At 38.0% G+C, this 22,681-nt stretch carries 14 protein-coding genes; 9 read left to right on the top strand and 5 right to left on the bottom strand.

Annotated features, from left to right (window positions below; translation table 11 throughout):
• Window positions 1-60 precede the first annotated feature (60 nt).
• The 5 genes from V7Z48_RS00535 to V7Z48_RS00555 all read left to right on the top strand — a co-directional run bounded on the left by V7Z48_RS00535 (window position 61) and on the right by V7Z48_RS00555 (window position 9,018).
• Entirely contained in the window at window positions 61-1,032 is a 972-nt protein-coding gene (locus tag V7Z48_RS00535; RefSeq protein ID WP_334111425.1) for an SDR family oxidoreductase, read from the top strand.
• A gap of 826 nt (window positions 1,033-1,858) precedes the next feature.
• Window positions 1,859-3,688: a BspA family leucine-rich repeat surface protein gene (locus tag V7Z48_RS00540; RefSeq protein WP_334111426.1), complete on the top strand. Its 1,830-nt coding sequence runs from the start codon at window positions 1,859-1,861 to the stop codon at window positions 3,686-3,688.
• 19 nt (window positions 3,689-3,707) lie between these two features.
• Window positions 3,708-6,365 carry a tail fiber domain-containing protein gene (locus tag V7Z48_RS00545; RefSeq protein WP_334111427.1) on the top strand — a complete coding sequence of 886 codons (2,658 nt, stop codon included), beginning with the start codon at window positions 3,708-3,710 and terminating at the stop codon, window positions 6,363-6,365.
• A gap of 78 nt (window positions 6,366-6,443) precedes the next feature.
• Window positions 6,444-8,393: a sensor histidine kinase gene (locus V7Z48_RS00550; protein ID WP_334111428.1), complete on the top strand. Its 1,950-nt coding sequence runs from the start codon at window positions 6,444-6,446 to the stop codon at window positions 8,391-8,393.
• Window positions 8,383-9,018 carry a response regulator transcription factor gene (locus V7Z48_RS00555; protein WP_334111429.1) on the top strand — a complete coding sequence of 212 codons (636 nt, stop codon included), beginning with the start codon at window positions 8,383-8,385 and terminating at the stop codon, window positions 9,016-9,018. The genes V7Z48_RS00550 and V7Z48_RS00555 overlap by 11 nt, the downstream gene beginning before the upstream one ends.
• Window positions 9,019-9,884: 866 nt before the next feature.
• Here the strand turns inward: V7Z48_RS00555 and V7Z48_RS00560 are convergent.
• The 5 genes from V7Z48_RS00560 to uvrA form a co-directional block, all read right to left on the bottom strand.
• The gene (locus tag V7Z48_RS00560; protein ID WP_334111430.1) at window positions 9,885-12,296 is read right to left on the bottom strand and encodes an alpha-ketoacid dehydrogenase subunit alpha/beta; all 2,412 of its coding nucleotides are present in this window, start codon (window positions 12,294-12,296) and stop codon (window positions 9,885-9,887) included.
• A 150-nt stretch (window positions 12,297-12,446) separates the two neighbouring features.
• Window positions 12,447-15,281 (bottom strand): metalloprotease, encoded by a 2,835-nt coding sequence (locus V7Z48_RS00565; protein WP_334111431.1) that lies wholly within the window; start codon window positions 15,279-15,281, stop codon window positions 12,447-12,449.
• Window positions 15,278-16,540 (bottom strand): hypothetical protein, encoded by a 1,263-nt coding sequence (locus tag V7Z48_RS00570; protein ID WP_334111432.1) that lies wholly within the window; start codon window positions 16,538-16,540, stop codon window positions 15,278-15,280. Before V7Z48_RS00570 ends, V7Z48_RS00565 begins: the two co-directional genes overlap by 4 nt.
• A gap of 18 nt (window positions 16,541-16,558) precedes the next feature.
• On the bottom strand, window positions 16,559-17,245 hold the full coding sequence (locus V7Z48_RS00575; RefSeq protein ID WP_334111433.1) for a TIGR00730 family Rossman fold protein: 687 nt from the start codon (window positions 17,243-17,245) through the stop codon (window positions 16,559-16,561).
• Window positions 17,246-17,367: 122 nt separating this feature from the next.
• The gene (gene uvrA, locus V7Z48_RS00580; protein ID WP_334111434.1) at window positions 17,368-20,214 is read right to left on the bottom strand and encodes an excinuclease ABC subunit UvrA; all 2,847 of its coding nucleotides are present in this window, start codon (window positions 20,212-20,214) and stop codon (window positions 17,368-17,370) included.
• 236 nt (window positions 20,215-20,450) lie between these two features.
• Between uvrA and V7Z48_RS00585 the strand changes: the two genes are divergently transcribed.
• The 4 genes from V7Z48_RS00585 (at window position 20,451) to V7Z48_RS00600 (ending at window position 22,574) form a co-directional block, all read left to right on the top strand.
• The gene (locus V7Z48_RS00585) at window positions 20,451-20,822 is read left to right on the top strand and encodes a hypothetical protein (protein WP_334111435.1); all 372 of its coding nucleotides are present in this window, start codon (window positions 20,451-20,453) and stop codon (window positions 20,820-20,822) included.
• Between the two features lie 87 nt (window positions 20,823-20,909).
• Window positions 20,910-21,377 carry a hypothetical protein gene (locus V7Z48_RS00590; RefSeq protein WP_334111436.1) on the top strand — a complete coding sequence of 156 codons (468 nt, stop codon included), beginning with the start codon at window positions 20,910-20,912 and terminating at the stop codon, window positions 21,375-21,377.
• A gap of 166 nt (window positions 21,378-21,543) precedes the next feature.
• Window positions 21,544-22,068, top strand: coding sequence for a hypothetical protein (locus V7Z48_RS00595; protein ID WP_334111437.1), 525 nt, complete (start codon window positions 21,544-21,546; stop codon window positions 22,066-22,068).
• A gap of 113 nt (window positions 22,069-22,181) precedes the next feature.
• Window positions 22,182-22,574: a DoxX family protein gene (locus V7Z48_RS00600; RefSeq protein WP_334111438.1), complete on the top strand. Its 393-nt coding sequence runs from the start codon at window positions 22,182-22,184 to the stop codon at window positions 22,572-22,574.
• The last annotated feature ends 107 nt before the right edge of the window (window positions 22,575-22,681 follow it).

The raw sequence follows: 22,681 nt of genomic DNA on the forward strand, positions 1-22,681 counted from the left end.
TTAATAATGAAATTAATGTTTAAAAACGGTCAACGCTAATCAGGGAAGTTCAAATTGACTATGACAAAACATCAAAATATATCGAATTATCGTTATTTAGTTACCGGTGGTGCTGGATTTATTGGCAGCAATTTGGTGGGTTATTTACTAAAACATAGGGCTAAAAAAGTTAGAGTTTTAGATGATTTTTCTAATGGCTACCGACACAACCTTGAGGAATTTATAGAACATCCCAATTTTGACCTGATAGAAGGTGATATAAGAGATTTAGATACCTGTGTTCGTGCCATGGAGGACATAGATTATGTGAGTCATCAAGCTGCTTTAGGGTCCGTTCCGCGTTCTATAAACGATCCGGCTACTACCAATGCTGTGAATATCAACGGATTTTTAAATATGATGATTGCTTTAAAAGATAGCAGCAGTGTCAAGCGAATGGTGTATGCGGCGTCCAGTTCTACCTATGGCGATAGTAAATCCTTACCCAAGATAGAATCGATAATTGGAAAACCCCTATCGCCCTATGCCGTTACCAAATACGTGAATGAACTCTACGCCGATGTGTTTGCAACCACTTATGGCACCGATACTATTGGTCTTCGCTATTTTAATGTGTTTGGCCCAAAACAGAGTCCGAATGGCGCATACGCAGCCGTCATACCATTATTTATGCAAGCTTTAAAAGATAACATATCTGCGACCATTAACGGTGATGGTGAACAGACCCGAGATTTCACCTTTGTGGACAATGCGGTTCAGGCCAACGTTAATGCCTTTTTTGCTGAAAAAAATGCCGCCAACCAGGTGTTTAATATTGCCTGTGGCGAGCGAATTTCGGTAAATCAGTTATGGCAGTATTTGCAAGAAGCCGCCAATTCCAGATTGCAACCTTTTTATGGTCCGCCGCGCCAAGGTGACGTGAGGGATTCCTTGGCTGATATTAGCAAGGCCGCACAGTTAATCAACTACCAACCCACAATAACCGTCCGCGAAGGCATCCAACGCACTTGGGAGTGGTTTGAGGTGAGCTAAGCTGTGCTTTTATTGTTACTACTTCATAGTCGTCAGGCGACGAACAGGACCGCATCTGCCTGCCTATGGCAGGGATCTTATTGGAGTGCGCAGGATTGATGCATATGGGATTCTTAAGAGTATAATGGACTCAGCATGATAAGATTCCTTCCTCCTTCGGCGGACAGGTACTTCGTCGGAAATCGAAATTTCGGAGGAGCCAATAAAAAAAGCGCTAAGAATACACCCAAAAACAGCTAAAAAACAACCCCCATAGTATTTGTCACGCCGGCAGAGCGAGGTACGAGCGACGAGGGGTCGCATAAGAGTAAGTAATAAATCGTAAGTGAATGACATTATGAAGTTACTTTTCAGGATGGAATGGACTCAGCAGGATGAGATTCCTCGCTGCGCTTCGGAATGACAAAAAGGGCGGTCTAGATAGGAGACCACGACTGCGCTTCAGAAATCGAAGATTCGGTAAAGCCAATAAAAAAAAGCACTAAGAATACACACAAAGACAGCTAAAAAAACAACCCCCATTTTGTTTGTCACGCCAACAAAGCGAGGCACAAGCGACGAGGGGTCTCATAACAGTGATCTGGTATCGTATTTGATTTATTGAATGCGGAAAATTTAACGATTATACCAGACTCATCAGGATAAGCTCAGCCCCTCTCAGGGTATTCCCTGATTTTTCAGAATTCAGTATTTACCCTTAGAGTATTTAAAAATTACACAGGTATCTTGCTATCAATTATTTAGTGTTAAATCATGCTGTTTCTATTCCAGGCATTTGCGTGACAAAACATCCAAATAATCACACGATTCACTAAATACAACCACTATGAAAGCAAGATTACTTTTCACAATTGCGATGGTTCTGACCAAGCCGATTTATATGTTAGCCAACTTAAGACCTGTTAGTAATCGCGCGCTTATGAGTACTATATGCCTATTAACCATCGCTTCTGGATTTATCTATGCACAAAATTTTATAACAGAATGGACTTTTCCAACCGATGCTAACCAAATCCGTTTTAAGGCGCAATCTAGCGGGGTTATAAATTACACTTGGGAATCTATGCCATCAGGAAATAGTGGCTCAGGTAGTTTTACCCCAGATACATTTGATTTTGTGACTCTAAGCGACTTAAGTATCATGGCGAATGATGTGGTGATTGTAGAAATGGAACCCGAGAATCTCCAACGTTTTTACATTGAAGGAGGTATCAATAAAGACCGATTAACTGACATTAAACAATGGGGCGCCGTTAATTGGACTAGCATGAGCGCCGCTTTTGACGGCTGTACTAATTTAAATATCAGTGCCAGTGATGTCCCTAATCTGAGTAATGTGTCTAGTATGTTCAGAATGTTTAGATCGGCTACTCAGTTTAACTCAAATATTGGTAGTTGGGATGTTTCAAATATTACAAACATGTCTGATACTTTCAATAACGCGCTTTTCTTTGATCAGAATATCGGAAGTTGGAATGTTGAGAACGTAACAAATATGAGTGGCATGTTTAGCAATTCCTCAGCTTTTAATCAAGACATTGCAGATTGGAACGTTGCAAACGTCACCAATATGGAAGGGATGTTCAGAAACACTTCAAACTTTAATCAGGATATTGGCGGATGGACCGTTTCTAACGTTACTAATATGAGAGAAATGTTTAGAAATACAGCTGTTTTTAATCAAGATTTAAACACATGGGACGTATCAAATGTAACAACAATGATGGATATGTTTAATGCAGCCAACGCCTTTAATGGCGACATTAGTAGTTGGGACCTGTCTAATGTGACTACTGCGCTCTATATGTTCAGAAATACCAATGCTTTTAATCAACCCATTGGCGACTGGGACGTCACCGGTATTGTGAATATGACAGGCATGTTTTGGGATGCCATTGCGTTTAATCAGGACATTGGTAACTGGGATGTTTCGGGCGTTACCAATATGACCCAAATGTTTAGTGGTGCTAGTGCATTTAATCAAGATATTGGCAACTGGGATATTTCATCACTAACCAATATATCTCAAATGTTCAGAAATGCTAGTTTATTTAATCAAGATATCAGTGCTTGGAACGTGTCTGGAATAACCAACATGTTTAGATTTTTAAACGGTGCCTCGTCCTTTAATCAAAATCTAGGGTCATGGATTTTGAGTTCAACTGTTAATTTAGGAAACATGCTGGATAGTTCTGGTATGGACTGCGATAATTATTCGGCTACTTTGGTAGGTTGGCAAGCCAATAACCCAACCGTTAGCAATAGAAGTTTGGGTGCATTTGGCAGAACTTATGGTACAGCAGCAAACATGGCAAGAACCACACTTGTGAACGACCGTGGTTGGAGTATCAACGGTGATAGTGCGAGCGATTCAGCATGTAATACGGTGCTATCGGTTGATGAATTTACCTCGAACGAGATAAAATTTATACACCTATTTCCCAATCCAACCAATTCTGAAATCACTATTCAATTTGATAAATCCTACAGCGATATTAGTTTAAGAATTTTTACTGTAAACGGACAGCAGCTGTTGAACAGAAAATATGCACATACCGATAAAATTAGACTTGATATTGAAGCTAAGACAGGTCTATACCTAGCAGAAATAACTATTGGTTCGATAAGAAGGACCTATAAAATTGTTAAGAATTGAAATTTTTAATCATCATCATATGAAGTCATTCATTCAAATAATATTGCTGCTCACCTTAATGCAAAACTCCACTTTAATCGCTCAAATTGGGATTAATACAACAACTCCCCATCCGTCGTCTATTTTGGAAGTATACTCTGATAGCAAAGGGATGTTGGTGCCAAAAGTGCCATTGCGTGATGTTTTAGATACTACCTTAGATGGTACCAATCCAGCAGCTGAAGCGCTATTGATTTACAATACCAATCCAGCAATTTCAGGTGGTGATGGGGTTGGTTTTTATTTTTTCAACGGTGCATTTTGGGAAAAGCTTGGTGCCAATACAAATGCTGGATGGGATTTAGAAGGAAATACTGCAACAGATCCTACAACACAATTTCTTGGAACTACCGATGACAATTCTGTATCTTTTAGAACCAACAATATTGAAAAATTAAGGCTTACCACCCAAGGACAGCTTGAAGTTCTCAATACGGGCAATTCAGTATTTATAGGCGAAGGTGCTGGAGACAATGATGATTTGACTGATAACAGGAATGTGTTTATAGGGCATTTTTCAGGAGAATCTAATTCTACAGGTAATTTGAATACCAGCGTTGGTTTTGAGTCCTTACGCTCTAATAGCACAGGAGCTCTTAATACGGCCATTGGAGGTGAAGCCTTGTATACTAACACCACCGGATTATATAATGTAGCACTTGGTCATCGTGCCCTATACAGTAATACTAGCGGTGAAGCCAACGTAGCCATTGGAAATGCAGCTCTAGCATCTAACCAAACTGGTAATATAAATACTGCTGTTGGGGTTAATAGCTTAAATGCCAATACCACAGGAGGTTTTAACAACGCTTTTGGAGCTTTCGCACTTAATAATAATCTTACAGGAAACGGCAATGTAGCGATTGGGAGCGATGCATTACGTTCTAATATTATCGGCTCTGCAAACACCTCAGTAGGTTTTGCTTCTATGAGGAACAATATGGATGGACAGGCAAATACAGCAATTGGAAATTTTGTACTCTTTAATAACACCTCGGGTGGTTCAAATACCGCAGTTGGGGCTTCAAGTCTTTACTCAAACACCACAGGCGCTAACAATGCGGCTATGGGTAACTTTGCTTTACATGCAAATACTGTGGGTGAGGCCAATACTGCTAGTGGCAGCTTTTCTTTAAGAAACAATACAACTGGAGAACGAAACTCAGCGTTAGGAGCTTATGCTTTATTCTCTAATACAGTTGGTAATTACAATGTGGCTTTAGGGAATGAAGCTTTATATAGCAATGAGTCAGGATCAAATAATGCAGCTGTTGGCTTTCAAGCACTTTTTAATAATCAAACGGGCAATAATAATACGGCCATTGGATCAGGTGCACTTCGATTTAATACTACTGGCGTAAGAAATACAGCTGTTGGTTATAATACATTAAATTCTAATACTATAGGTGTTAATAACACTGCCATAGGAAATGCCGCTCTTTTAAATAATAGTGATGGAAATGCAAATACTGCAATCGGTTTTAGATCCTTAACCGCCAATACAGCTGGTGGCTCCAATACTGCAATGGGATCAGGCGCACTTTCTTTGAATACAACTGGAAATTCAAATACAGCTGTTGGCGCAGTGTCACTCGCCAATAATATCTCTGGAGAGCTCAATGCTGCATTCGGGAGTGCAACGCTTGCCAACAACTCAACTGGCTTCAGAAATTCTGCGGTTGGCAATGAAGCCTTATATTCTAATACTACGGGCGATCGAAATAGCGCTTTGGGAAACAGGGCGTTGTTTTCAAATACTACCGGACTTAGAAATTCAGCCATTGGTCATCAAGCATTGAATGCCAATGATATTGGTAGCTTTAATGCCGCCAACGGAAGTCAGTCACTTTTTAATAATACGAGTGGAGACAGCAATACAGCCTCTGGCTATCGAGCCCTTTATGACAATACTACCGGAACCTTTAATACCGCCAGCGGCAGAAATGCCCTATATCGCAATACCACGGGTATAAGAAATTCGGCCATAGGTTTTGACGCCTTGTTTTCCAATACCACAGGAAATTTTAATTCAGCCATAGGAAGCGGGGCTTTCTATACAGGAACCAATCGCGAAAATTCAACAGCCTTAGGCTATGCCACTGCTATTACTGCCAATAATCAAATTAGACTTGGTAATAATGCGATCTCTAGTATTGGGGGTTTTGCTAATTGGACCAATGTTTCCGATAAGCGTTTTAAGAAAAATATTCAAGAACAGGTACCTGGTCTAAGTTTTATAAATAAATTACGACCAGTTAGTTATGAATTAGACCTCAATGCAATAGCAGGTTTCTTAAAAACCCCCGATAGTTTAAGAATGCCTGAACAAGAAATCCTAAAAGCGCAACTAAAAGAGACTGGTTTTATAGCACAAGAAGTAGAACAAGCGGCCAAAGAACTGGGCTTTAGCTTTAGCGGAATAGATGCCCCTAAGAGTAACGACGACTATTACGGACTACGCTATGCCACCTTTGTGGTGCCTTTGGTAAAAGCCGTACAAGAACAGCAATTACTGATAGAAACCCAACAAAAACAACTCGAAGAACAGAACATCACCATAAAAAATATGCAAAATATGCTTGAAGATGTAGTGGCCGAAATAGTGATGCTTAAGCAATCGGCTGCTGTAAGCAACTAGATTATATATCTAATCTTCAATAATTCATAAAAGTTGTATCGCAAAAAAATGTATATTTAAATGTCAAATAAAACAAGCATGCCAACATATTTTAAAACACTCACTTTTTTTTTGGTTTGTTTTGCTTCGGGTTTTTCTCAAACTGAAGTGGCTATTGACAGTATGAAAAAACTATTATCTTCTGTTAAGGATCCTGTTGATAAACTTCAGCTATATAATCAGCTTTCAATGGCTTATATCGATAAAGATGTAAATCTAAGTAAACAGTATAACGATAGTCTTGAGTTGCTCAGCAAAAAAGTTAACGATAAAGATATGCGCATGCGTTCCATTTACAACCAAGCTGTGGTGGCAAGGGTTGAAGGCAAGTATTCTGAGGCTATTCCACTTCAGGAAGCTTATTTAGACTATGCCGAGAAAAGTACCGACACTATTAAACAAGTAGAATCCTTATACCAACTGGGTGTTATTTATTACCGCACCGATGCCAATGAAAAAGCCATTAACTATTTATTGAGGGCTTTAAAATTGTCAGAAGCCATTGCCTTTGATAGTCAGACTTCCAAAATAGTGAATGTGATTGGTGTTATTCACAGTGCACTTCAGCAATACGAGAAGGCCATTGTTTTTTTTGACCGCGCCATTGAAATTGACAAACGTTTACAAAATTATAGCACTTTAAGTATTGTCTTAAATGGAAAAGGGATTGCTTACCGACGGTTGGAGAATGAAGACAAAGCTTTGGAAAATTTCCAGGAATCTCTTAAATACGCTGAACTGGCCGATAATAAAATGGTTCAAGCGGCTCAGTATAGAAATATTGGGATAATTTTTAAGGATAAAGGTGAATTTTTAAAAGCTGAATCACAATTAAAAAAAGCGCTCAGCATGCGCGAAATCATAGGTCAGAAAATGACCATTGGTGGGTCTTTTCACGATTTAGGCGCGTTGTATCTTGAAATGGGACAATTAGGGGAAGCAGAAACCTACTTGAATAAAGCACACAGACTTTTTTCCGAGATGAAGGTCATGTCTCCTTTAGCAGTGGTTTATTACCAGCTATACGATTTGGAATACCAGAAGGGAGATTATGTAATGGCCATTGATCATCTCGATAACTATTACACACTAAGAGATAGTTTACAAAATAACGAACTAAGAGAAAAGGTCATCGATATTGAAACCAAATACCAAAGTGAATTGAAAGACAAAGAAATTGTCGCTCAGCAACTCATTATAGAACAGGCGGAAAACGAATTGCAGAAAAAGAAACGTCAAAACACATTGATAAGCATTGTTTCCCTTTCCTTATTAGCGGTGTTGATATCCTTGTGGTTTTTATTTAAACAACGACAAAAGCGAAAGGATCAGGAGTTATTAACCCTTAAAAGAGAAAGTCAGGTAAAAACTTTAGAATCCTTAATTGAAGGTGAAGAAAAGGAACGCCTTCGCATTGCTAGAGAGCTTCATGATGGTGTTAATGGCGACTTGAGTGCGATTAAATTCAAACTCAATTCGCTTTTAGAATTTAATAACAATACCATTCAAGAGGTGGTAAATATGATTGATCAGTCTTGTCAGCAAGTACGAGCCATTTCACACAATCTGGTGCCGCCTTCTTTACAAGAGTTTAGTCTATTGGAAGCAGTTGAACTTTTTTGTCAGAATTTAGATGCCATTCACCCACAAAAAATAGATTTTCAATTTATAGGTGACAGCTTTAAAATTCCTAAAAATGCAGAAATAAGTCTCTTTAGAATAGTGCAAGAATTAGTAAATAACAGTATCAAACACGCCGAAGCAACCGAAATTAATGTGCAAATTAGTTGTCACGAACACCTATTAAATATCACAGTAGAAGACAACGGTAAAGGCTTTGACACCAGCCGAAATGATCATCAAGGTATTGGATTAAAAAATATCCAATCGCGCGTGGAATACCTCAATGCCACCCTCGATGTACACTCAGACGAGAAGGTCACATCATTCAATATTGAAATAGATTTAAACCAATTAGATGACTACTAAAATAGCCATAACAGACGATCATCAGCTGGTACTTAAAGGCATTGCCGCTATGCTAGACAATGTCAACGAAGTAGAGATTACAGGTGCCTATTCAACTATTTCAGAAACAGAAAAAGGTATTGCTGAAAACCAACCAGATGTTTTGTTTTTGGACATCAACTTGCCAGATGGCAATGGAATTGATTTAAGTAAATTACTTTCAAAAAAATACCCAACTTTAAAAATAATTGCATTAACTAATTTTGAAGATATTAGTTTTGTAAAACGCATGCTTAAAAACGGTGCCCATGGCTATCTTTTAAAAAACACCGACAAGATTGAACTCATGAAAGCCATTAAAACAGTGTTATCGGATACTGTTTATCTTCCAGATACTTTACATAATAAACTGCTATATCAAAGCCATAAACAAGAATCTAACAAACACCTCGCCCCAAAACTTACCAAACGAGAAATGGATGTTTTACGTGGAATCTCAGAAGAACTTACCACTGAGGAAATATCCCAAAAACTATTTGTAAGCCCCAAAACAGTAGAAACGCACCGCATGAATATTATGAGTAAGCTTGGTGCCAAAAATAGTGTGGGAATTATAAAAATCGCGATTGAAAAACATTTGTTATAATTGAAGTGCGACAACTTTTTAGTTAAGAACCTATCCGCCTTGTGCTTCAAAGCTTCAAGCAGCAAAGCAACAGGCAGGCTTGCCTGCCGAAGGAGGGGATTTAGGGATGGGCCAACACATAACTTCTAAAAACAACATCAACAAATTAAAGCAAAAACCAACAAGCAATCGAAAGACTCTACACATAAATTATCAATTCTAATTCCGCCCCAGCGGAAAGCGCTGTCGGCATTATAGCAAAGAAAAGGCATTAAAAAGTTTTGAAGCTAAGGTGAAACTTTAGCCTTTTTTTGTGGTTTCTTTAGTGCCCAAAAGCACAAAATAAAATACTTTCGATGGCGAAAAACTTTGTTGTTACTTTTTTGGCCCACAAAAAAGTAAATAGAAATAAAATTACCAATTCGTGATTGAATTTCAATTAATCGCTCTGATAGCCTTGTTAAATCCAATGGCACAAACCCCAAACATGATAGAAAGAAAAAAACAAGTCTAGTGACTCCTTGTGCAAATCTTTGTGCCCCTTGCGGTAAAAAAATCTTAACAAATCTTCCAAAACAAACCACCTACAGATAACAGACAACGGACAACAGTCACAACCAAATCTTATCTCTTCTATATAGATCCTCGTACCTTAAGCCATAGCAAAGCCATGGATAAGCCCACCCTTTGCTTTTTTAGAATAATTCTATATTAAAATTGGATTGGAGCTCTTTCTCGACACAATTATACTTTGCAAGCTCCTTAAAATCAAATTAGAAGTAGGCTCGTCTATCTGTCGCCACGCGGGAAGTGACGTCACTGTTTATAGTTTGTTTTAAGAACGAAATAGCTATCCGAATGATGCATAGCTCTATTTTGATTATGTTTTATCTCAGTTTGGGAAAATCGTTGGGATCTACCTCGTGCATTATTTGGTAAACGTTTTCAAAAATATCTTCGGTAGATGGTTTGCTAAAGTAATCGCCATCACTACCGTAAGCAGGTCTGTGTGGTTTAGAGGCCAGTGTTTTTGGAGCTGAATCTAAATACTGGTAGGCGTTTTGTTTGTTAAGTATTTGGTTTAAAATATAAGCAGAAGCGCCACCTTCAACATCTTCATCTATTACTAATACTCTACTGGTTTTCTCAATACTTTTTACGATGTCGTGTTTAAGGTCGAATGGGAGTAAGGATTGTACGTCTATTACTTCGGCAGATATACCTACTTCTAATAATTCTTTAGCCGCTTGTTCTACGAGTCGGAGTGTCGATCCATAAGATACTAAGGTAATATCGGTACCTTCAACCATGGTTTCTACAACCCCAAGAGGTGTTTTAAAACTACCAATGTTATTTGGCATTTTTTCCTTTAAACGGTAGCCGTTTAAGCATTCAACGACCAAAGCTGGTTCATCACAGACCATTAGTGTATTATAAAATCCTGCTGCTTTGGTCATGTTTCGTGGCACTAATACGTGCATACCGCGCACCAAATTCAGAATACCGCCCATTTGAGAGCCAGAATGCCAAATTCCTTCAAGACGGTGACCACGTGTTCTTACAATTAACGGTGCTTTTTGTCGGCCTTTGGTACGGTAATGAACGGTGGCCAAATCATCACTCATTAATTGTAGAGCATACATCACATAATCCAAATACTGAATTTCAGCTATGGGTCGCAGTCCGCGCATGGCAAGTCCGATACCTTGACCCAAAATGGTGGCTTCTCTTATTCCGGTATCTGCGACGCGCATTTCTCCATATTTTTCTTGAAGCCCAACCAACCCTTGATTAACATCTCCGATAAAACCTGTGTCTTCCCCAAAAATTATGCTGTTTGGATAATTGTTAAATATAGCATCAAAATTATCTCTTAATACCATACGACCATCAACCTCTTCGGCATCGCTGTCGTAAGTTGGCAATACTTCATTCTGATGAATGGCAGCCTTCTGAGAGTGGCTGTATAGATGCGAACTGTAATAGGGTTGAACTGTATTTATATAGTTTTTAATCCAACTCGACAATTGTTCTTTCTCAGTAGAAGATTCACCAATCACATAGCGCAGTGCTTTGCGCGTGGCGTATAATATGTCTTTTCTTAATGGCTCCGCTATGGATGATAAGTCATTCGCCAATTTGTCAATAAAAACTTTGTTAGGACTTTTTGCAGCAATGGCTTTTAATAAGTACAAAGCCTTTTCCCGTTCTTTTAATAAGGGATTTATAAAGGCATTCCAGGCTGCTTTTTTGGCGTCGCGCACCTCTTTTTTTATGGTTTTTTCCAGCGCATCTAATTCTTCATTGGTAGCGATATTATTGTTAATCATCCAATGGCGCATTTGTGCGTTGCAGTCGAATTCTGTTTCCCATTCCAAACGCTCTTTATTTTTATAGCGTTCGTGCGAACCAGAGGTAGAATGCCCTTGTGGTTGGGTGAGTTCTTGCACATGAATTAGTACAGGCACATGTTCTTTACGTGCTAATTTTGCGGCGCGTTGGTAAGTATCGATTAATTCTGGATAATTCCAACCTTTAACGCGCATGATTTCGAATCCCTTATGTTCTTCGTCACGTTGAAAACCTTTCAATATTTCAGAAATATTTTCTTTGGTAGTTTGGTGTTTGGCGTGCACCGAGATACCGTATTCATCATCCCAAACGCTGGTGACCATAGGTACTTGCAACACGCCGGCGGCATTGATGGTTTCAAAAAAAAGACCTTCACTGGTACTGGCGTTGCCAATGGTGCCCCAAGCTACTTCGTTACCGTTCACAGAAAACTTATCGGAATTGATGTTTTTCAGATTGCGGTATAGTTTTGAAGCTTGTGCTAAACCAAGTAGACGTGGCATTTGACCGGCGGTTGGAGAAATATCGGCACTAGAATTTTTTTGTTTGGTAAGGTCTTTCCATTCGCCGTTTTCGTCAAGGCTATGGGTAGCAAAATGTCCGCCCATTTGACGGCCAGCCGACATAGGTTCTTCCTTTAAGTCGGTATTGGCATATAACCCAGCAAAAAATTGCTCCATTGTAAGTGCGCCAATTGCCATCATAAAGGTTTGGTCGCGGTAATAGCCCGATCTAAAATCACCATCCTCAAAAGCCTTTGCCCAAGCAATTTGAGGCACTTCTTTTCCGTCACCAAAAATACCAAACTTTGCCTTACCGGTAAGTACTTCGCGTCGTCCTAAAAGACTACATTCACGGCTGCTGACCACAATTTTATAATCGCTTAAAACTTCGGATTTAAAGTCTTCAAAAGTAATTTCGGATTTGGTATTGGTTTCTTCTTTCATGCCCTAAGTGCTTTTTGCAAAATTAGTCAAATAATTAATGTATAACAACTCTTAAATAGCTTACAATATTAAATAATTACCAATTTATAGCGCTTAAATTTATGAAATCCTTAAAATATACTCATAAATCGAATTTACACTAAACATTTGTTAATACCATTTGCGTCTGAAAAGACCTAATAAAACTTGCGGATCTACGGTAAACATAAATCGGATTCGTTGGTCGTAGTCTTGTTGGCCTAATTCCCATCCTAAACTTGAATAAACTGGGAAAAATATTTCGAAATAATCCTCAACCAGTACCAATCTTATTCCAGAGTCGTATACAAACTTGGTAGAATCGAATTTGTTTTTAACCAAACCTACATCGCCATAAGCTTGAATATAGCGCCAAATGGAGGCGCTAAAGTTGGCAGTGGTCATCCATTGGTTGGCAAAAGGTGTGGCTAGTTTCGATTTAAAACCACCTTCAGCAATTATAAGCTGTTGGCTAAAAAGGCCAGAATCCTCCGAGCGTCCTAAATAAGGGAAATCGAATAAATAATCCGTTGGCCTATCTAAAGCAAAACTAAAAAAATTAGAGTCGCCTGCCGTGTTGTTATGAAGAAATGCCCCGGCAAAAAATCTAAAACTAAATTGTTGGTTGTTTTCGAACAGTTTACGGTATTCATAATTAACTGCAATTTTACTAAACTTATCTGCAATTTGAAAATCTCCGTACAACCTGTTATAATTGATCACGCCAGGGTTAATGAGGACATATCTTAGGTTTAAAACGCTGTAATCTGGTTCGTCTAATTCAACAATGGCATCGGGGCCTAATCTGCGTCGTATGTTAACGTAGCGCAGACTTACCTGTTGGGTCATGTCATTTCTAAAGTCGCTGTCTTTCCTAAATGTAAATGCCAACTGAGGTGTAAATGTAGTAAAGAAAGCATCTTGTGCAAACGAGCGATAATTAGCACTCATGCCATAAGTGATATCGAATAAATCCTGATTTTCTAAATTATGCGTATAAAATACCGACGCCGACCCAGTAAGGGTATTAGAGTTGGTGGCATACTGTGGCGAAAATCTGTAATTGAGTCGGCGTCGCAACAAGGTTTTGTTATAAAGCTTAGCGCCTAAAGTAAGTCCGTCGTAGATATTACCAAACTCAATTAATGGCATCATAAATATCTGATTGTATTTGGGGTCTTCTAAGTCCTTAAATAGTCGGACTTGAAAGGGTTTTCGGGATGCGAAAAAGCTGTTTATTTTATGGTAATTATCCCGGCGGTTGAATTCTGGCAATACATCATCCTCATTCAGAATAAGATTGTCTATACTATCTCGAGCAATGCTGATTGTTTTACTGCCTTTAATATTTTCAACCCAAATACTTTGTTTTACGGAATCTTTCTGAAATGCCCAAAGTCTTGCTGGCACCGCGTGATCGCGTTTATTTTTAATGGTGATAATAATGGAATCTTCGGTGGTAACTACGTCTTCAAATTTAAAGTCTATCTTTTTGCGGGTTTGAACATAATCGTTAAAAAACCAATCAATATCTCTAGTAGTTTTGCGTTTGATTGCGTTTTCAAATTCTTTGGTAGTAGTAAACTCAAGTTTGTTACTTTCTAAAAATTCACCGACGGTTGTTTCAAAAATATCAGCGTTGATAAATTCATCTAAATATTTCAATCCCACACCAGCCTTGTATTTATTGGCGATATTGGCATTGAACTTAATCAATTGATCTTTTGGCATGCTCAAGGGTTGGTCGTTGTTTTTACGAGCCATTTCCATAAAAAACAAATAGTACTGGAAATTGAAATCTACTTTTGCGACATTAAAAGAACGCACACCCCAAATATTTGAAAGTGAACCCATTAGTTTAGTTTCGGGATAGTTGATCTCTACATATTTCATCATGTAGTAAATTTGTAAACCTTCAGATAACCAATAATCATTGCGTGGATGCATTAGCAAGATATTGTCGATATACTTTTTAAGAGCGGTTTTTAGGAGTTTAAGTTCGTACTGAAAATTATCGGGAAATACTTTGATAAAATCTGGTAATTGGTTCAGTCCGTATAAGGGATCGCGTGCATAGGCCAGATTAGAAACTACTAATTTTTGATGTGGATAGGTACCTAAATTATCCGTTAAAAATCGCACTATTTTATCCGTATAGATAGCTTTGTCTTCAGGTTTTAATCCTTTTTCGGTAATATTTGAAATGATGGTGAATTGATCTGTTTGCACGAATTTATAATTGGGATAAGTGCCAATTACCATAAAAGTATCAGTTCTATCTTTACCAAATAAGCTAGTGGTTTGTTTAAGTCCGTCAGGCAAGAAGTTAACAACATCCAATTCTGAAACTATGGTGTAATTACGCGGATGTTGCATATCAATGTAAATATCAGCTTTTGGAATGAGTAAATCGTCCAAATTTTTATTGCTGTAATAATGCCATTCGCCATTGTAAAGTGCTGGTACAATATACCAGTATTTAAGGTTGAAGGTATTGTTTTTATCGATGCCATAATCAGTAAAGGTTGCATCAGGCACCACGCTTACATAATTTAAATTGATATTATAGGAAGCTCTAGGGTATAAAGGTTTGTTCAAATGGACTTCAATTACATCGGGATGATCTTTAAGGTAATTAAAATTAAGACTATCTCTTTCTTGGTTTATAATGGAAGTTACTACTGTAAAGCCACGTTGTTCGCTTTTTGCCAAATGAAATTTGGTGCTGAACTCCATCTCAAAACGCTTGGCTAAGGGTGTTTTTTTGGTTGAATAGGCGTTATTCCAGTCGTTTAAATAAATGGTTTTAAGGGTGTCGTTTGAAGTGTTTTGATAGATGATCTGTTGTTCAATAGTGAGCGATTTAGAAGGCACGTCCAGTTTGGCCTCAATAGTTATTACATTTTGAGATGTTAAAAACTGGGCAAATGCCATTAGGGATGCAACTATGATGTGGTTCTGTTTCAATTGGAGAGGATGAATTTAATAACCTTGTTAGATGATGAAGGCACAACCAAAGTGTACACACCCGATGTTAAAAAGTTTAGATTCGCCGTTGTGTTTCCTGAAGCATCAGCTGAAAATATATGCACCACTTGCCCTAATTGATTGATGATTTTAAATTCTTGAATAGCTGTGTTTTTATGTTGAATCTGTATTGTACCATTTAAAATTAATGTTTTATTTAAACTGAAAGCCGTTTTTTGATCTATTTCAGAAATGCTTAAAAGCTGCGGCGTTTCTAGTGTTAAGGTAACGGGCAAATGGTCGCTAAAATTGTGTAACGACTGCCGAATGGCCAATGAAAATTCGGGACCGCTGCAATCTCCTGAATTGATAGCACGATTATAGCAATCTGGGTTATTGTTATTTCCAAAAACTTGATAGGAGTCTTCTACGTAATATAGATCGGCATTATTCAGCATATTTTCGGAAGTTAAAATAAAATCAAAGCGGTCGTCAAAACCACCTGCAGCGCCTCCCAAGTTCGACATGGTTCGCGTTGATTGGGTAAAAACATCTAAAAAATCGAGGTTGTTACTCCAAACGCCAACGCGGTTGGGAGGGTCGGCAAAAGTGATGTGGTTCGTCACATCTAACAATTCTTGAAAGGCTGATTCAAAGGCAGAATAAAGGTTTAAATCGCCGCCTAAAATAATGTGGCTATCTTCAGGCAGGGTATCTAAATAGGCAACTAAATCTTGTACCATTTGAAAACGTATATTCTCGTTAGAAGGACCAGTGGCGGCTTTTAAGTGGCAAACTATAACATCTAAAATTATTGGATCGAATTCCTGATTTACCGTGTTCAGCTTCAACTTATAGTGGTTAAAATCACGCACTAAGGTTGTTATTTCAGTTTGGTTTTCTAGTATAAACTTAGTGCTGTCGTAATACAGCATATTTTGAAGCTCATTATTGTCGCCTGTTAAATCATCGGAGCTATTGGTTACAAAATTCGCCATGGCATATTCAGGACGAATGGCGTTTTGAGTTATGGTAAGAAGGTTATCGGCGCCTGTTTCATTATTAAGTTCGCAAACTAAAAATAAGTCTGGTTGGTAGTCACTTAAAATCGCTTCTAAATCAGAATCTCTTTCAGGAAATATGGTTTCTGTTGGATAGTTTAATAAATTGTAAAACATCACTTTAACACTACTTTGGGCATGTAAGCACAACGATAGGCCTAGCGTCAATATAAATACACTACAACGAAATTTAATCATAGTAAACCTTGGTATGTTTTAGAAATTAGGGCTCAACCTATAGTTTTCGTCAAATTTATTTAGTATATCAACCACTTCATCAGCAGAATCAACAATCTGCACTAAGTCTATATCTTTTGGACTGATATTGCCTGCTTCGGTCATGGTGGTTTTTACCCATTCCCATAATCCACCCCAAAATTCACTTCCCACTAATATAATAGGAAAAAGGTCTATTTTATGCGTTTGAATCAGCGTAATGGCTTCAAACAATTCGTCTAAAGTTCCGAATCCGCCAGGCATTACCACAAAACCTTGCGAATATTTAACAAACATCACCTTGCGCACGAAGAAGTAATCAAAGTCTAAACTTTTATCGGAATCAATATACGGATTGTCGTGTTGCTCGAAAGGCAAATCGATATTTAAACCCACAGAAGTGCCGCCGCCCAAATGCGCACCTTTGTTACCTGCTTCCATAATACCAGGGCCACCACCGGTTATGACGCCGTAGCCGTGTTCTACTATTTTTTGGGCAACGTCAACCGCTAATTGGTAATATTTATGATCTGGCTTTGTTCTAGCCGACCCAAAAATGGATACACAAGGTCCTATTTTACTCATGCGTTCAAATCCTGTGACGAATTCTCCCATGATTTTGAAAATGGCCCATGAGTCGTTTGTTTTTATTTCGTTCCAGCCTTTGTGTTTAAATTCTGCTCTCATATGTTGGTGTTCTATTTTTGGTATTTAAAGTTCAAGGTTCAAGGTTTTCTCTTTTCTCTGTTCTTTTTCCAAATGAGTGTTAAAAATACTTATTTCAAACCATTCTTCCAGTCATCAGTCTATTAATTACTTACCACGACATCCAATTCTTTTCTTAAAAACTTGGCGGTGTGGCTTTTCTTATCTTGAATTAGTTTTTCTGGCGTGCCTACAGCTACGACTTGTCCGCCGCCTTTGCCACCTTCGTAACCAATATCAATAATATAATCAACCATTTTTATGACGTCTAAGTTGTGTTCGATAATCAATACGGTATTGCCTTTGTTCACTAGTTTTTGTAGTACTTTCATCAAAACATTAATGTCTTCAAAATGCAAACCGGTTGTTGGTTCGTCTAAAATATAAAAAGTGTTACCAGTATCGCGTTTGCTTAATTCGGTAGCCAGTTTGATACGCTGGGCTTCACCACCCGACAAGGTTGTACTTTGTTGCCCTAAGGTGATATAGCCCAAGCCAACATCTTTAATCGTTTTGAGTTTTCGGTGTATTTTAGGGATGTGTTCAAAGAAGTCAACGGCCTCGTCGATGGTCATATTTAAAACATCACTGATGGATTTGCCTTTGTATCTTATTTCTAATGTTTCTCTGTTAAATCGTTTGCCTTGGCAGGTTTCGCACTCAACATAAACATCGGGTAGGAAATTCATTTCTATGACGCGTAAACCACCACCTTGGCAGGTTTCGCAGCGTCCGCCTGCTACATTAAAACTAAATCTGCCCGCTTTGTAGCCGCGTATCATCGCCTCTGGAATCATAGCAAACAAACTTCGTATTTCGCCAAACGTACCAGTATAAGTAGCTGGATTACTCCTTGGTGTGCGACCAATTGGCGATTGGTTGATGTCGATAACCTTATCGATATGCTCTAAACCTTTGATACTTTTATAAGGCATGGGTTTTTTAACCCCATTGAAAAAATGTGCGTTTAAAATAGGGTAGAGGGTTTCATTTATTAAAGTAGATTTACCACTACCAGAAACACCCGTAACCCCAATCATGGTTCCTAGAGGTAAGGCCACGTCTACGTTTTTAAGATTGTTTCCAGTACAGCCTTTTAGGCTTAAGGTTTTTCCGTTGCCTTTACGTCTTGTTTCTGGAATATTGATACTGAGTTTTCCATTGAGATACTGGGCTGTAAGGGTGTTGCTGTTGAGTAATTCCTTAGGTGTGCCAATACTTATAATCTCACCACCATGGCGGCCTGCATGGGGTCCGATGTCAATCACATAATCGGCACGTTCAATCATGTCTTTATCGTGTTCTACCACAATTACTGAATTGCCAACATCCCGTAAGGCCATGAGCGAATTAATGAGCCTGTCGTTATCGCGCTGGTGCAAGCCAATACTTGGCTCGTCTAAAATATACAAAACACCAACCAATTGCGACCCGATTTGGGTAGCCAACCTGATGCGTTGTGCTTCACCACCCGATAGTGATTTTGAGCTTCGGTTTAAGCTTAAATAATTAAGTCCGACATCTAACAGAAACTGCAAACGACTTTTTATTTCTTTTATAATTTCTTCTGCTATTTTTAGCTGTTTGCTACTGAGTTGCTTGGGCAATTTATCTATCCATACCGCTAGATCGCTGATATCCATATTTGCCAATTCGGCAATATTTTTACTGTTGACTTTAAAATAAAGCGACTCCTTTTTTAATCGCGATCCTTCACACTCTGGACAGGTAATTTTATCCATATATTCCTTTGCCCAACGCTGAAGTGATTTAGAATCGTTGTTGTGATATTGGTTATCAATAAAATTAGCAACGCCTTCAAAGTCTATTTTATAGTCGCGCGTCACACCTAGCGTTTTGCTTTCTACCGAAAATTTATCTTTACCACCAAACAGAATCATTTGCTTGGCTTCTTCAGGAATATCTTTATAAGCATCGGACAGCGAAAAGTTATAACGTTGCGCGATGAGTTCGAATTGTTTAAAAACCCAACTGCTTTTTTGCGGTCCGTGCGGTGCCAAAGCGCCATTTTTAATGGATAATTTGGGATCTGGGATTATTTTATCTGTATTTACCACATACAAATCGCCAATCCCATTACAGCGGTCGCAAGCGCCTTTTGGCGAGTTAAATGAAAAGTTGTTCGGCTCGGGATTTGGATAGGAAATTCCTGAGGATGGACACATTAAATTCCGACTGAAATAGCGCAATTCTCCCGTTTCTTGTTCGATCACCATCAGCACATCTTCACCGTGATACATGGCGGTGTGGATGGAATCGTTTAAACGTTTGATGGTGTCTTCGCTTTTATCTATTTGTAAGCGGTCGATTACGATTTCAATATCGTGTGTTTTGTAACGGTCTAGACGCATTCCTTTTTCGATATCTTTAATATCTCCATCGGTGCGCACTTTTACGAAACCTTGCTTGGCGATTTGCTCAAATAACTCACGGTAATGTCCTTTTCTTGAGCGAATAACTGGCGCCAAAATGCTTACACGCTTACCATCAAAAGCTTCTAATATCAGCTCGTTTATTTGTTCATCGGTGTAACTCACCATCATCTCTCCAGTATTGTAACTGTAAGCATCGCTGGCTCTTGCGTAAAGTAATCGTAAAAAATCGTAAATTTCAGTAATAGTTCCAACCGTTGAGCGTGGCGATTTACTGGTGGTTTTTTGTTCAATGGCAATAACAGGTGAAAGACCGTCAATTTTATCAACATCTGGACGTTCTAATCCGCCTAAAAACTGACGGGCATACGCTGAAAAGGTTTCAATATAGCGGCGCTGGCCTTCGGCATAAATGGTATCGAAAGCCAAGGACGATTTGCCACTGCCCGAAAGGCCTGTAATCACCACAAGTTTATCTCGGGGTATGGTAACATCAATATTTTTGAGGTTATGAACGCGTGCGCCTTTAACCTCAATTGCATCATCAAATTTATTCATAGCATTTTTTAAATACCTAATGAAGGTAAACAAAGTTACAAAGGTAAAGATTTAGTCGCTAAAACAGAAAGAAGTTAGATGCTAATACATATTGTTTTATTTGGTTGAATTTAAATATTATACTATGATTTTAAAGGTATGAATACCATGGCTTTACATGATTTAAAAATATTTTCTACAAAGTAATAAACAGCATGATATTTGATTACATTTGATGTGTGCATTTGTTTTAGATTATGAAATTAAAGCTGCTATTTTCAGCCTGTTATTTAGTCCTGTTTTTTGGCAGTGCATTTGGCTTTAATGTTGACGCTAAGGTTGTAAATTCTGAAGAATTTATAGCGGCATCTAGTCCGCAAAAGCACGCAGATATTTCGATTGGTGGTATACGCTTATTGGGTCTTACACCAGAGTCGGAAATTTCTATGGCGGGATACCAATCTCGTTTTCAAGCTGAAGAAAACAGTTTCGTAAAATTTTACCTTTCCATCGATTTTAGTGAAACCTTAGTTTTGGTTCGGCTTAACCATTACACGGTTTTTTATAATAATTGTTTGATTGCATCCCGAAAATCAGACCTAATCTTTCCTTTTCATTATTTCTGGTAGTAATAAAATTCTCATAAATTTTATTCATCCGTGGTTTTGCTAGCATTACCACCTTTATTTATCATTAATAATTAATTATCATTTAAAATGAATTTAGGAATTACCGTTACTGGGGCAATTTTAGTTGCTGTTTGCGCTTCACCCATCGTTTACTTTGTGGCTAGCCAAAAAAATCATAACAAAAACTTAGTGCAGTCATTAAAAAAATTGGCCGCTCAATATGACCACACGATCAATCAATATGATATTTGCGCGCATATGATTATTGGTTTAGACATCACTTCAAGCATGCTATATCTAATAAAGCAAAAAGGAGATGAAATAGAGCAACATGCCATATCCTTAAAAGAAATCTCAGCCGCTACCTTAGAAACACATTATGCTAAAAACAACAATTTGAAGGTTATTGAACGATTAGGTATACGTTTTTTGCCTAAAAATGGTCATGTATCGGATGTGTTCTGGGAATTTTATAATACAGACGATACCTTTCAATTAAATGGCGAACTTCAGCTGACCCAAACTTGGATTGAGCGCATCAATAAAGTGCTTTAGTTTATTATTTTCATCATTAATAGAGGCATCTATGTTTTATAGATGCCTTTTTTTGTTGGAATTATTTGTTGATATTGCCGATTTAAATTCGATTTCTTTTGGATAGAATTTAATTCATATTTACTATTATTGTGTGATAAATTTTATATAATTAAAATAGTATTGAATGAAACTTTTAGGAATAGGCTCAAGAATTGACCACCCCGAATTTGGAAAAGGCGTGGTAACCAACGTAACCTCTAAACATTATTGGGTAACATTTATTGACAGTGGATTAGAAACCATTGATTTAGATTCAGAATTTGAAGTGATTGAAGCCACTGAAGATGAAGTAGACACTATCAGCTTTTTTGAAGTACAAAGCAGTTTGGTTGAAATATTGAAAAAGTGGAGTGATGTTTCTGAAGTGGTACCTATTGCCGATAAATGGAAAGGTGGTAATTTAATTTTAGAACCAGGCGACACCTCATTGCAAGGTAAGGAAATACCTATTGATACTTTCTTTCATAAAATCACCATGGTGCGTGACCGCTTGCGCGTGATGGAACAAAAAATTAATAGCAGCAATCTAGACGAACAAGAAAAAATTGATCTGCAGCAGTACATTACCAGATCTTACGGTAGTCTAACCAGTTTTAATGTATTGTTTAAACTAAAAACACATCAGTTTGTGGGGCAAAAAGGAGGTTGATATTAGAAGTGCGATTTACGATATTAGAAGTACAATATACGATGTACAATTATTGCCTTAAACCATGAACCACGAACCACAAACCACAAACCACAAACCATAAACTTTAAACCATGAACAAAAATTTACACCACATCGGATTACTTATTTTAAGACTTGGCTTTGGTGCCCTTATGCTCACCCATGGCTTACCAAAAATTGCAAGATTAAGTGCTACACCTATAGTGTTTCCTGACCCTTTGGGCGTTGGAAGCGGCTTGAGTCTGGTACTCGCTTTAATTGGGGAAGTGCTAGCGCCCGTGTTTATTATCATTGGGTTAAAAACCAAATTGGCTACCATTCCAGCTTTAGTGACCATGTTTGTGGCTGCTTTTGTGGTGCATTTAAACGATCCATTTGCCAAAAAAGAAATGGCATTGTTGTATTTGTTCGCTTTCTTGGTAATTTTATTATCGGGTGCTGGAAAGTATTCGGTGGATTCTTATTTGACTAATAAGAAAAGCTAAAAACACTTTTGCTAAGTCAATTTATCAACCTTTGTTTTAGTAGATATAGCTTATTTCGTTTCACTGATGAATTTTTAAAGGATGTGACTTGATTTTTTATTAAATTT

Origin of the sequence: Paucihalobacter sp. (genome assembly GCF_036825875.1) — a bacterium.
Taxonomy (GTDB): Bacteria; Bacteroidota; Bacteroidia; order Flavobacteriales; family Flavobacteriaceae; genus Paucihalobacter.